Origin of the sequence: uncultured Streptococcus sp., from assembly GCF_901875575.1 — a bacterium.
Taxonomy (GTDB): domain Bacteria; phylum Bacillota; class Bacilli; order Lactobacillales; family Streptococcaceae; genus Streptococcus.
Genome location: NZ_CABFMF010000077.1, coordinates 1 through 14,915, shown reverse-complemented (window position 1 = coordinate 14,915; position 14,915 = coordinate 1). Strand labels below are relative to the sequence as shown.

The window sequence follows — 14,915 nt, the reverse complement described above, 5'->3', positions numbered from 1 at the left end:
AATTTTTTTAAAATAAGTCTTCTAAACTAATTAAAGTCTCTTGAGATAACCCAAACCCTAGAATTCCATGTTCTTGCTCGAAATTATTTGAAATATTTTCTTTTATATTACTAACAACAGATTCAACTTTAATAGAATTTTGTTCATTAAACATTATAAGTAAATAATACTTATTTTCTATCTTGATGACATTTAAACCTATTTCATCAAAGAAATCGAACTCATTTATATCAAAGGTTTCTGCGATATTTTTCAGATTATCTTCAGTAGTTATATCTCCTAAATAATTGAATGAAATATTAGGAACTTGTAAACTAGAATTGATCATATGATAATCAAAACCAATTGATGACATTTGTTCAATTTTAAAACGATTGAACGATAATGTTTCTTTTAAAGTATGTTGATTTTTAATACAAATAGGATATACTGAAGTACACCATCCTACAAGTCTATCTAATTGAATGAAAGATGGATGATTATTCCTTCCATTACTTTCTTTTGAAATCCAAACTTCTTCCAAATCTAAAGTTTCAGCAAGACTTCTACTGAAAACGACTAACCAAAACAACTCCATACTAATATTTTGTTTATTTAAATATTTTATGATACTCTCTGAAATAAAGCAGTCATCTACTATTTTTATTTTCATAATAGAATTATCTGTCTGAGTATTGAAAGCATTGTTTAATTTCTTTTTGTCATCAATATATTCATTCCAAATCTCTTTAACTTCCTGACTAACTTCATATTGTTGTAGGTAATCACTCCATTGCCTAATATTCGTTTTTTTATCTAATAATTTAGGATTATCATCCTTACTTAACAATAGAAATAAATCTGATTTTAGTATTGACCAACTAATATTGTCGCAAATTAGGTGATGCATTACCCAAATTAACCTAAAATTTGTTTCACTATATTGAATTACACAGAGTTTATTTAATATACCTTTTTCTATATCAAGATTTCCATTTAAATCTTGCTTAATTTGATTACTCTCAATCTGTAATTGTTGAGAATTAACTCCAGATAAATTGATAAAAGAAAATTCTTTATTAGCTTCAATTAAATTATTTTCTCTAATTGTAGCTGACCATTTATTACCTTTTTTAGCAAATTTTATTCTAAGATTGTCATGTATTAAACGTAACTTATAAAAGTATTCTTTGAAGTCTTCTTCAGAATATTCACCCTCAATATCAAATACTTCTGATTGATTCCAAAAGTTTATATTATAGAATTTATGTTCAAAAAACCATTTCTGAATCGGTGTAAGACTTATTTTTCCAATAACCTCAGCCTGATCATATATTGTTTGAGAACTAAACTCATTTCCATAAATATCTCCAATTTTACTCGCTTTTAAAATATCTATAGAAGAGATATTATAGCCTTTTTTGCCCAATTCATTTGCAACTTGTATGCTCTTTATTGAATCGCCACCCTCAGAGAAAAAATTAGAATCCAAATTGATATTTTGATTATTTAGTGCTGTTCTAAAAACACTTAAAAAATCATTTTCTATCGGTGATAAACTTTTTAAACTTGATTCAGAAATACTGCGAGCTGAAGTCCCAAGTTTATCAATTTTATCTTTTAAAACCGCAATGTCTGGTTTACCATTTGTATTAATCGGAATATTTTCCAAATTAATGATTTTACGTGGCATCATATAACCTGGTAAAAACTCTTTCAGAGAGTTCAAAAGAGTTGTTATAGATTGTATTCCTGAATAAAATGCGTACAAGTTATCTTTATAAAAAATTGTAATCGCATTTTTTACTTTTAGTTTATCTATCAAAAGTTTTGAAACTTCATTTGGATCTACACGATTCCCTCTTATTTTTACTAAGTTATTTGTTCTGGAAACAAAGTGAAGATCATTATTATTATCAAAATATCCAATATCTCCGGTAGGATAGTATATAAACTTCTTATTATTATAATTAACTGTCTTAAATGTTGAAGAATTATCAATATTTAAGTATCCTTGGAATACTGCTTCTCCAAGGATACAAATCTCCCCATTGACTCCTTTGGGAACTATTTGGCCAAAGCTATTAATCAATATTACTTTTGAATTATCCAGAACTTGCCCTATATTATTCATTTCAGTATCTTTATTAATAAACTTTATCGTTGTCATAATTGTTGACTCACTCGGTCCATATGCATTAATTAACTTTGCTGCTGATGGAAGTGTCTCGTTTTCTTTGTAATTCGAACCTCCTACAACTACACATTTCAAAGTATGGCAGTCAGAAAAATCTAACAAAGTATATAAGTCTGGTGTTAATAAAAAGTGAGTTATATTGCTTTCTTGAATGAATTGAGGAAATTTATCTAGTCCTTTATTTTTATCAAATATTATTAATTTTGCTCCTCTAGAATACGCAAGGGTCATTTCAAAAATACTTGCATCAAATGAAAAACTAGATACTTGTGCAACTCTGTCCTCGTTACAAATATCAAAATATTTTTCATATATCGAAACTAAACTAAACAAGTTGCTATAGGAAATAGGGACTCCTTTTGGTTTACCTGTTGAACCAGATGTGAAAATAATATATGAAGTATCAGGTAAGTATTCACTTCCAGTAATTGTTATATCAGCTATTGATTTTTTTAAAACATCTTCAAAATCTGCTACACTTTTAATGAAGAAAGTTCTATTAAAGTTTAAGCCATTAATATCTGTAAATAAAAACAAAGGATTCGATTCATTTAATATTTCAATTATTTTCTGTTTAGGATAAGCGGAATCAATAGGAATATAACAGCATTGATTATCCTGAATACAGAAAAATAACAATGCATTCAAAATCTTGTTGCTGTTACATACAGCTATTTTAGCTCCTTTTGATATATTATTTTGAGATAAGAATGTTTTGAAAGAATCCGAGAATCTTCTTAATTTTTCTGAATCTAATTTTTTATCACCATAGAATATTTCTACATGTTCCTTATCTATATACGATAGTTTTGAATCATATATATTATGGTTTGAATCAATGTCATTACGTTCTAGTAACATTTTATGGAAATTTTTTGAAGATATTGGTAAGTCAGCTATAAATCTATTTGTATCTTCAAAAAATACATCAATAAAATTTTTAAATGATTCTTGAAATTCACTAGCAATTAAATCATCTAAAAAATCGCAATCATAATTCAATTCTAAATAAGTTTTATTATCAGATTGAACAAAACTTAAAAGTAGTGGATATTCTGTTTCATTTGAATAATCCATCACTAAGTTCTCCAAATCAGTGTTAACTATTTTTTTCATATCAAATACAATAGAAAAGAAATTATCTACCTTCTCCATTGATGTATTCTTCTTTAGATGATTAGATACACTTAATGTAGGATAATCACAATAGTTGATTATTTTTGCTAAAATATCTTGTATCGCTATGCAGGCCTCGTTCACCGTCATATTGGGAGTTAGTTGCAATATGACTGGAAGTACATTGGCCATAAAGTTTATAGTATTATTATCATTCAGTGTTTTGCGTGTATTTATAGGTGTGGCAACTAGTAAATTTTGTTTATCAAAAAAGCAACTAGTAAACACTTTTACTGAAGATAATGCTAAACAAAATTCTGTAGTCCCAAATTTCTTTGCATATTTTTTTAAATCACCTCCTGTTAAATTAAGTTCTACTCTTATTTTTTCCCTCTTCCGAATATGTGTAATACTATTCGGTTCCAAAAGGTCTATCGGTTTTTCTAAATATTTTTTCCAAAACCTATTAGATGACTCGGATTCATTATTATTTTCTAACAGTTCTTCGTATTCTGTTCCTCTTTTTCCAAGAATTTGTCCACTTAATAATGTCTTGAGTTCTTTCTCAAAAAGCTGTACAGAGAAGCCATCAAAGATAATATGATGAAATTTACAAGCTAAAATTTTACGTTCTGGAAAACAATATAATTTAAAAATTGACAATTTATTATCTATACTCACTGAACTGCTTTTCAAAAATTTTAATAATATTTCTTCTGAATTAACATCAAGATATTCTGCTTTAAGATCTATTTCTTGAACTTTTGATATGGATTGTTTAGGATGATCTGAACCGAAGATTTTAACTCTTAAAGCGGCATTGTATTCTATTAGAGTTCTAAGTGATTTTTCAATCTCAAATTCTGTATACTCTTTAGATAACTCTATTAAACAAGGGATTTCATATTCTGTATTTTCCCCAAATAATTTAATTCGATTCCAAATTCCCTTTTGCAAAGGAGTTAGATTATATACTTTCTCCATCAATATATTCCTCCACCTTCTCTATAAAATCCTCAATACTATTACTTTCAAAAAGAGTAGTTATCTTCATACTAATATTTAATGAATCGTTAATACTTCTAATGAATTGAATTGCAAGAATTGATGTTCCCCCTAATTCAAAAAAGTTACACTTAATATTGAAATTATCATCAATTCCTACAATATCAATTAATAGTTTTTTTATCGTATTTTTGATTTCGCTATCCTCTTCATCTTTCATTTCTGAAAAAGTGATTATATTCTTCTCAAGTGATGATATCAATGATTTGAAGTCAGTTTTACCACTTGATAATAATGGAAACTTAGTAAACTTCTTAATATATTGAGGAAGCATATAATCAGGAAGCTTTTTCGATACTATTTCATGTACCCTACTTTCATTCACATTTCCTATATATGCTAGATACAGTTTCGTCTTATTTTCATCAACTAAAACTTGGCATAACTGTATTCCTTCAATAGAATTTACTACTTTTTCGATTTCTTCAAGTTCAATTCGAAAACCTCTGATTTTAACCTGTCTATCATTTCTTCCAAGAAAAACGATATTTCCTGATTTTTCAATAAAACAAATATCTCCAGTTCGGTATTTTGAACGATTCTCTGAAAAATCAAATACTTTATCATTTAATAATTCTTGGGTGTAACCTCTTGAAACTTGTGGTCCCTCTATAACAAGCTCACCTGGAACATTATAAGGCAATTTATATCCTTCCTTAGATTCCACATAATAATTCATATTATCAAAACCTTTTCCTATTGGATAATAATCATATTGATTTCTATTTTTCTCATCTATAGAAAAAGTAGAGGCAACAATAGAAACCTCAGTAGGTCCATACTCATTATAAATCTTTATTTTATCTGGTATACCTTCTAAGTCACCTTTACGTAATTTTTCACCTCCAACTATAATTTTCTCTAAAAAAGTATTTTTGGATAAGTTAGATACCCTAAGTAATGATGGTGTCATTGTTAATACTGTAATTTTTTCTTCTTGTAATACTTCTTCCAGTTCTTCCCCATAAAACCTTTGCTGAGGAATGTAAATTGACGCTCCAACAACAATAGGGTATAAAATATCCATAATTGAAGGATCAAAAATCATTGACATATTTTGATAAACTATATCATCTTTATTTAAAATATTCTTAGTTTTTAGATTTTCAATTGTACTTAGAATGTTCTCTTTACTTACTTTTACTCCTTTTGGGGAACCTGTAGTTCCAGACGTATAGATAATATAGGCAAGATCGTTGCAATCTACAAGATTAGATTTACCATCCAATCTTTGAAACTCACCTGCATCAGTAAACATACAGTTAATACTTGAATCTTCGATTATAAACTGTATTCGCTCATCACTCATACTATCATCTAAAGGAATATAGGTTGCTCCTGAAATAAAGCAAGCAATTGCTAATAGAGTCTGCACATATCTGTCATTACTTAAAATCCCTACAACATCCGAATCTTTAATCTTGGTCCTTTCAATGATATTTTCAATTTTTAAAAAGACCTCTTTATATGACAGTTCATTTTCAAATCTTTTTATAAAAATTCTTGATTCATACTTCTTAAAGTTATTTATTAGTTCATACGAAAAATTATCTTTAAATTCAAAGATAGTATCTCTTTTTTTAGGATAAAGATTATTATTTTTTATTAGAACAGCTTTCAAAGCATTGAGAGAATCAAAATTATTTTCAAGTAATAATTTCACAATATTATCAAATAAATCACTTATTACCTTTATTGCATCTTCACTAAGTGTCTCACCTTTATAATGCAACTCATAATTAATTTGAGAAATATTTTCAGTTACTGAGAGTGCTAATGGAAAATCCACTCTTTCCTTACCTTTGAATTTATCAAATGAAAAGAACTCGTCTTTATCACTAATAGGATAATTTTCAAATACATATCCAAATTGTATGTCTACATTGAAACCATTTTGAAGAGCTAAATCATTCCACGATATTAAGTCGCTATCTTGCATTTGAGATGACTGAGTTTGAATATCTTTAAAAAGCGTGTTTATATTAGTGTAATATTCAATATTTTTAATTCTACATGGTAATGTAGTGACAAACATTCCTATAGAATTTAAAATATTTATAGGAAATGTGGAGCGACCAGATAAACTTACTCCTAATAAGATATCTTCACGACCAAATGTAAAAGATAATACTAGAACCCAAATACTTAAAAAGAATTCATTCAAAGTTATTTGGTGTCTTTTTAAAAACAACTTAAGCTTATTACTATTTTCAAAACAACCTAGATATTGGTATTGACCAGTAGTTTCTTCATTTTTCTCATAAAATTCAACAGGATTATAGTCTTCAAAAACTTTTCTATATATTGAAGTATTTAAAGTTTTTTTCCTATTTTCAATATATCTATATGTAGAGTTTAAACTATCTAGTTTATTATTATTGTTATCATCTGAGTTCGAATCACTATAAAATCTTGATAATTTTTTAAATAAGATTGGCATACTCCAACCATCTAAAATAATGTGATGATGCTCGAAAACAAGGTAATACCCAATACCTAATTTAACTATTGTAACTCTAAATAGTGGTCCATTATTCAAATCAAATCCCTTACTTCTGTTATCATTTAAGTAAGTTTCTAATTTTAATTTAGATTCCTCTTTCGAATAAACTGACCAATCTAAAGCTTTTATATAGCTATTAGTAAAGAATTCTTCTGGTTTCATTATAAGTTGAATAGCATTGGTTCCACTAAATTCAAAAACGCTTCTTAAAGTATCTGTGCTTCTAATCAGTTTATTAATTGAATTTTGAAATTTAGAAAAGTCAAATTCTTTAAAATAACCACTCCATTGAATCACATAAGCACCAGTATTCACTTCTGAAACATCCTTCAGCAATAAACTACTTTGCAAAGAGGTTACTGGTAAATATCGTGAATGACTTCCCTTAATGAAATTTTTCATTAAATTTATAAAGGATTCCAAAGTATTTTTAATCCCAGTTTCATTTACTAAATTCCTAGCATATGAAACTCGTAACTGCAACTTTCCATCCACAATAATTGGAACAAATAACACCAAATCTGTAGAAAATAAGTTTAAATCAAAATCGTCTTTTCGAAACATTGAACATATTTCAAAATTTTTATAACTATTTGAATAAAATTCTCCCATAAAATTGAATGAAAAATCAGAATCAAAATTTAAGTCATTTTCTAATTGAAAGTCAAATCCTTTATTTGGAACGCTTCCTAATCTATTATGAATATCTATAATGCTATCTTTTAAATTATCTTTAGTTCTACTTTGAAATGGATAAACAGCAGTAAACCATCCTAAACTATCGTTAAATTGCTCTGCTTTCCAAGGTCTACCATGACCTTCAATTTTGACTAAGAATTTTTGTGAGATAAAATTTTTATAAAAAGCATTTGAAACTATAGACAGTAAACAACTTTCCATATCTGCAAAATAGCTTTCATTTACTATCTCTTTAAAACGTTCTGTTTCTCTTGAAGAAAATTCTATTACTTCATAATCGAAAGTTGAAAAACGAACATTATTTTTCTGAGGGTATAATTCAAATTTTTTCCAATACTCAGAAACATCTTCCGAAACCTTATAATCTTCAATATATCTAATCCATTCAGAAAAATTTGGAGCTATAATTTTTCCTCTATTTTCTTCTATGGATATTAACCTTCTAGAGAAATTATCAAGAAAAACTCTCCAGGAAACACCATCTATAATTAAATGATGAATGACAAAGAATAAATAATCCCTTCCATTGAAGTTAATTAAACAAAAATTGTATAGTTTTTCATGTATATCTAAACTCCCTTGAAGAGTCGCTAATAATTTTTCAAACTCACTATAATTTTCAACACTGTAAGTCTCAATAAAGTACTTATAAGTATCTTTCATAGTTTGATACCACTTGTTGTTTTTTGTTGAGAAATATGTATTAAAAATCGGAAATACATCGATAATTTCTCGCAGTCCCCTTAGAATCTCATCGTTCTCAATGTAAGGGGTTAATTTTATAAGAAAAGTCTGATTAAAATGATTTAAAGATTTATTTTCATGTTGTGTAATAAAGAACCATTTTTGAATAGGCGACAACTTATTTTTTCGCCAAGTTCTCAAATACTCTGAAGTATTAGAATTATTTTTTATGTGTTGGATTCTTTCCGTCAATAATTCTACAGTAGGGTAATTAAAAATATCGGATACTTTTACATCTATTCCTCTGTTATTTAAGTAAGAACAAATTTGAATAGAGACAATCGAATCAATTCCCAATTCATAAAAATCAACATCTTTATTTACATATTTGATTTGTAGAGTTTCTTTTATCGCCTCAAAAATAATATTTTCTATTTTAGTATTATTACTTGATTCTTTATCAATCAAGTGTTCTTCTTTGATTTCTTCAATATAACTCAGCTCTTGCTCAATCTTTCCATTAATATTCAATTTTAATTCTTGAACATGCTTAATTTCATTCGGGATCATATAAGGAGGTAATGTTTTTATCATATACTCTCTTAAATCTTTGCTTAAAATACTACCTTCATAAACTAAAGAAAGTGATCTACTTAGATTATCTTTGTTAAAATCAACAACACATTTACTTACTCCGTCGAATTTCATAACTTGCATTTCTATTTCAGATAACTCTACTCTAAATCCACGAATTTTTACTTGTCTATCTTTTCTCGATTTATAATATAATAAAGAATCATGACCTATCCTTCCTATATCTCCTGTCTTATAAAATTTTTCTAGTGTACCTGAACTTGTTCTTAAATATACAATACTTTCCTGAGTTTTTTCGTCATCTCTGTAATATCCTTCCATAAGACTATCGCTGCTAATTACAATCTCTCCAAAAATATCACGAGGTAAAAATTCATTCTTTGAATTAACAATACCAACTGAAGTATTTGTGATGACTTTCCCTAACGGAATCTCATCGGTTATTGTTTTATCAAAAAGCATTGTAGAAGTGATACAAGTATTTTCAGTGGGTCCATAAACATTGATTATCTTTTTTCTATACTCATTTATTGCTTTATTAATAAATTTTTCGGATGCTACTTCGCCACCAATATATATTCTATCGATACTATTAAGTTTACCAATAAAGCCATTATCCACTAACAAATTAAATAACGATGTAGTAAAAAAGGAAACAGTTGGCTTATAAATACTCTCTTTAAAATCCCAATTTGAAAGTTCAATTATTGGATCCTTAATAATATATATGCTCGCATTATTTAATAATGGCATCCATACTTCAAAAAACCATGCATCAAATGTATAAGAAGTCGAATGAGTAAAAATATCCGTTTGTTTTAGAGAAAAGCGATCAAAATTTGCAACAAAATTTAAAATATTTTGCTGTGTTATTTTTACACCTTTAGGTTTTCCTGTTGTTCCTGATGTGTAAATTAGCTCAAAAATTTTATTATCTGCATTCTTAAAAGTACTTCCATCATCCACTAACGATTCAAAAATGTTATCAGTATTTTTTTCTAATTTTAAAAGATTAGAAAGTAAAATAGAATTTATATCTATGAAATCTGGAATTTCATAATCTGAAATATATAGATCTGCTCCACTACTATCTATAATAAATTTCACTCTCTCTTCAGGGTACAATCTACTTAAATTAACGTGAGTTACATTATTTTTAGCCAAAGCCAAAATAAGTGCAATAGAATTTATACTACGAGATAATTGCAAACATACTATTTCAAAATCTAGCTTGTAATCTCTTAATATGCGACTAAACTTATTAACTCTTTCATTTAACTCTTTATAAGTAATAACATTATCGTCCTCAATAATAGCTACTTTCGAGGAGTTTTTATTAATCATTAAAAATCTCTCATAGATATTAGATTCCACACTTTTTTGTGGTCCACTAATAATTGATTGACTTCTATTTTTATCAATAGAGAGAATATTGTCTAATAATTTAAGATTAGGATCATCCAGGATATTGTAAATAAATTCACAAAAACCTTCAAAAAATTCTTCTGATGAATTATTACTCCAAACTTCATCAGAAAACTCAAATTCGCACGCCATCACATCATAAGCTTTTTTAAAGTTAACAGTCAGCTCAAATTTTGCACCATTTTGAGTTAAAAATAACTCTCTATTTATTCCGTCTATTTTTTCGGTTTCTTGAAAACTAAATACTGTATTTATGGCTAAATCATTACTATTATCAATTGGCAGAAATGAAGAAAGTTTCAACAATAATTTTTGTGTCTCTCTAAAATATCCAGGAATATCATCTAAAATATTTTCAATTTTACTACTCAAACCAAAAGGTAAAATTTTAACGAAATAACCTAAGCTTTCTTCATCTACCTTATCAAGTCTCTTAGCAAAAGGAATTCCGATATTAAAATTACTTTCCTTGGAAAAATGACATGTATAAACATAGAAAAGACTCAGTAAATATGAAAATAAAGAAACTCTATTTTTATATGCATTTTCCATAAGCTTAGATACATTATCTTTATTAAAAAAATGAGATAGAGAGTACCCCGTATTATTTACATTGTGATTTGAAAAATTATTTAATCTAGTAGGATAATTACGAATTACATCCTGATATAGTTTAAATTCTTGTTTAATTTTATCAGATACAGTTCGTCTTTCTTTTATAGGAAATTCTAACTCTTTTTTTAGTAGCTCACCCCTACTTAGCTTCATTATTTCGGAAAGAATCAAATTTTTTGACCATGCATCTGTAACAATATGGTGAGAATTTATCAATAGGTATAGACAATTATTATCTAATTCATGGTATATACTGAACTCTACCAATAAATCATTCATTAAATCATATTCACGATTTTTATATTCTAAAATAAGAGATTCCAGTGTTTTTTCGTCAGATGTCACATTATTTATAGATACCTTGGAATCATTAAATTTTTTTCTGATTTTACCATCTACAGAAAAGAAGTTCATTCGTAAACCTTCTGCATACTTCATAAATTCAACAATACCACGCTCTAAATCACTCACTTTTATACTTGAGTCAATTTCATAGCACCAAGTCTCTGTATAAAGACTTTTATTCTTTTTTTGATTGCATAAAGCAAATAATCCCGCCTCTACTTCTGTTGGCATTTTATAATTTTCAAAATTCATACTATCCTCCATTACTAACTAAAAATATTATCAACAATCAAATCAATCAGAAAGTCAATAGTTCCAACTTTCTCTAGTAAGTTTTGTTCCTCCTCAGGAATAGGAGAAAATATAAGACCTAGGCTAGATAAAGCTAACCTCTTATCCACACAATATATTAAATTTGTTTCTCCAATAATCTTATCTAAATCATAATTACCTCGTGAGGTCAATTCTTTTACCTTATCATCTGGTAATTTATTAATAAATGTAATAAAATCTGGAGATTGTGTTTCAAATATGAATGGTATTTTAACAAATTCTTTGTAAACATTTTTCAATAAGTTAGCAAATTCTTTTTTCGTTATATTTTCATGTAATCCACTATAAATTTGATTAACAAAGCGATTTTGAACATTAATCATAACATCCAAGAATAATTCTTCTTTAGAGTTGTAAAACTTGTAAAATGCTCCTTTTGAAATACCTGCTTCAATACATAATTCTTCAACCTTTGTTTTTCTATAACCAAATTTAGACCATTTTTTTTCACAACTATTTATCAATCTTCTCTTTATATTTTCTTTTTCTAAATCTGTAAACGCCATTTCCCCCTCCATTTATGACCCAAAAAAATTATCTGGTCATTTTTATTATAACACTTTAGAAATCTTTTGACAAAAATGAACAATATAAAAGTTAAGTTATTAAATAGGGTAACTTCTCAAAGTAACTTACATTTGTCTAACCGAAGTGGAAATTAGTCTAAAACAGATTTTTATGGTGTAATTAAGTATGAGACGTTTGAATTAAAAATGAGGTCTACTATTATAAAACATACACACCTTCCCCTTTCAGACGGTAATGATATTTAATTAGATTTAGAGTGCAGTAAAACCTTCAAAGCTATTGGACAATTCATACTAAAAAATCCAACTACTGTTTCTAAAAAAGTGACTTGTCGAAGCTCGTGAAGGAACTCCCCTCAATTCCAAGACCTTCTGGGACATGGATAAAATCATTTCTGATGGGGTTAAAAAGGGACAACACATCTATCATATCCTCAAAACTCACAATCTTGATGTCAGCTCCTCAACTGTCTATCGACATATCTGAAAAGGATACCTATCTATCGCTCCTATTGACCTAGCCAGAGCCGTTAAATTTAAAGAAAGAAGAAAAAGTAATCTACCTTCCATTCCTAAAGAAGCCAAAAAAGGCCGCTCCTATGAGGATTTCCAAAATTATTTATCCCTCAACCAACTGAACTACTGGCTGGAAATGGATACAGTTCTGGGCAGAATGGGAGGTAAAGTCCTACTCACCTTCAATCTCTCTTTCTGTAACTTTATCTTCGCTAGACTTCTCGATAATAAAACTGCCCTTGAGGTTACCAAACACCTCTATGATATCAAGAACACTCTTCACCAAGCTGACAAAGATTTCTGTCAACTCTTCCCTGTCATCCTTACCGATAATGGTGGAGAGTTTGCCAAGGTTGATGATATCGAAATGGATGTTCGAGGAGAGAGTAAACTCTTCTTTTGTGATCCTAATCGCTCTGACCAGAAAGGGAGAATTGAGAAAAATCACACGCTAATTCGCGACATTCTACCTAAAGGAACTTCTTTTGACAACTTAACTCAAGAGGATATTAATCTCGTCTGTTCGCATGTCAACAGTGTCAAACGCGCTGCTTTGAATGGAAAATCAGCTTATGAACTCTTTGCCTTTACTTATGGAGAAGAGATTTCTAAGCTTCTAGGTATTTCTAAAATACCTGCAGAAGACGTCTGTCAATCTTCTACATTACTCCAACATAAGTTCTAAAAATTAACTTTAAACCCCATTCAAACGTTTCAGATGAGGGGATTTTGTGCGCTCTTTTTTCCGATTCATTTCGGCTACAAAAGCGATGAAATCAAGCATTATTATAGTAGAATGAATCAAAAATAGTACATAATGTGGTATAGTGTTCTTATGGCATATTCAATAGATTTTCGTAAAAAAGTTCTCGCCTATTGTGAGATAACAGGTAGTATAACAGAAGCAGCACACGTTTTCTAAATCTCACGTAATACCATTTATGGCTGGTTAAAGCTAAAAGAGAAAACAGGAGAGCTAAAACATCAAGTAAAAGGAACAAAACCAAGAAAAGTTGATAGAGATAGACTTAAAAACTATCTTACTGACAATCCAGATGCTTATTTGACTGAAATAGCTTCTGAATTTAACTGTCATCCAACTACCATCCACTATGCTCTCAAAGCAATGGGCTACACTCGAAAAAAAGAACCATACCTACTATGAACAAGACCCAGAAGATGAAACAGGGTTCGATACTTATTTTTATCGAGAATATGGTCGCTCATTAAAAGGGCAGTTAATAAGAGGTAAAGTATCTGGAAGAAGATATCAGAGGATTTCTTTGGTTGCAGGGCTAAAAAATGGTGAGTTAGTCGCTCCAACGACTTACGAAGAGACGATGATGAACGACTTTTTTGAAGCTTGGTTTCAGAAGTTTCTCTTACCAACATTAAATACACCATCAGTTATTATTGTGGATAATGCAAGATTTCATAGAATGGGTAAGCTAGAAGTCTTGTGTGAAGAGTTTGGGCATAAACTTTTACCTCTTCCTCCCTACTCACCTGAGTACAATCCTATTGAGAAAACATGGGCTCATATCAAAAAGCACCTCAAAAAGGTATTACCAACTTGCAATACCTTTTACGAGGCTCTTTTATCTTGTTCTTGTTTCAATTAACTATAAAAACCAGTGGAACTTACTCTGACACGGAATTCCACTGGTTTTTATAATTTTTATCAGACTAACTTCCACTTGTACTAGAGGTGGAACTTAATTTGGAAATTTAGCTGTATTTTAAAATCAAAAATCTAACAACCATTTCAATTAGTTAAATCTTTCAATCTTTCTTCTCCAGATTCAAGCATCTCTTTCTCCACTTGATTCCATTCTCCAAATAGTAAATCATGAAGAACGGTTGCTGCTGAAGTTGTATTTTCTTTTGAATCATATACACAACTTCTATCTCGTTGATAAATTTGAATTCTTTCAAAGATAGCTAGTTCTTCCAATTGTCGTGTATTATCAACTAGATGATTTACAATGAAATCATGATGTTCTTTTGGAGTTGCGCGTGCTTGATTTGGATTGATAGCGTACAGTTCTTCGTATCGAATAAGAGTGCTCAGATAGGACAGCTTAGGCTTTGTCGCAATCAAGGCTAATTGTACTTCATATCCCCTACTTTTCAAGAGTTGTGCTGTTTTCTTTGGAACATCAATCGTTCGTAAAGTTCCCTCTATCAAAAGATTGTATCCCAAATGACTCAATTCTGTTACTAAAGACTCTACCATTTTACCTGCAAAATCTTTGGTGTATTCTACACTATCTTTGCCATATTCTTGCTGCAGTTCTAAATAGTGTGGATGCTGAGA

Annotated in this window: 4 protein-coding genes and 2 pseudogenes; 2 read left to right on the top strand and 4 right to left on the bottom strand. The window is 28.9% G+C overall.

Going from position 1 to position 14,915, the window contains the following annotated elements:
* Positions 1–7: 7 nt before the first annotated feature.
* Genes QZ114_RS09025 through QZ114_RS09015 form a run of 3 tightly spaced genes read right to left on the bottom strand, consistent with a single transcriptional unit; the run spans position 8 to position 12,061 of the window.
* Complete coding sequence (locus QZ114_RS09025; RefSeq protein ID WP_295502426.1) at positions 8–4,276, bottom strand: condensation domain-containing protein; 4,269 nt, start codon at positions 4,274–4,276, stop codon at positions 8–10.
* Positions 4,260–11,474, bottom strand: coding sequence for a condensation domain-containing protein (locus tag QZ114_RS09020; RefSeq protein ID WP_295502424.1), 7,215 nt, complete (start codon positions 11,472–11,474; stop codon positions 4,260–4,262). The genes QZ114_RS09025 and QZ114_RS09020 overlap by 17 nt, the downstream gene beginning before the upstream one ends.
* 14 nt (positions 11,475–11,488) lie before the next feature.
* Positions 11,489–12,061, bottom strand: a complete 573-nt coding sequence (locus QZ114_RS09015) for a TetR/AcrR family transcriptional regulator (RefSeq protein ID WP_295502422.1) — start codon at positions 12,059–12,061, stop codon at positions 11,489–11,491.
* A gap of 219 nt (positions 12,062–12,280) precedes the next feature.
* Between QZ114_RS09015 and QZ114_RS09010 the strand changes: the two are divergent.
* Positions 12,281–13,283, top strand: a pseudogene (locus QZ114_RS09010) (IS30 family transposase).
* A 150-nt stretch (positions 13,284–13,433) separates the two neighbouring features.
* Positions 13,434–14,220, top strand: a pseudogene (locus tag QZ114_RS09005) (IS630 transposase-related protein).
* Positions 14,221–14,363: 143 nt separating this feature from the next.
* On the opposite strand, the gene QZ114_RS09000 reads toward QZ114_RS09005, so the two are convergent.
* Positions 14,364–14,915, bottom strand: a 552-nt coding sequence (locus QZ114_RS09000; RefSeq protein WP_295502420.1) for a zeta toxin family protein, incomplete at its 5' end; no start/stop codon positions are given.

Excerpts from the sequence above, each read along its gene's own strand:
- QZ114_RS09025 (WP_295502426.1), bottom strand. The coding sequence starts at position 4,276 with ATGGAGAAAGTATATAATCTAACTCCTTTGCAAAAGGGAATTTGGAAT.
- QZ114_RS09020 (WP_295502424.1), bottom strand. The coding sequence starts at position 11,474 with ATGAATTTTGAAAATTATAAAATGCCAACAGAAGTAGAGGCGGGATTA.
- QZ114_RS09015 (WP_295502422.1), bottom strand. The coding sequence starts at position 12,061 with ATGGCGTTTACAGATTTAGAAAAAGAAAATATAAAGAGAAGATTGATA.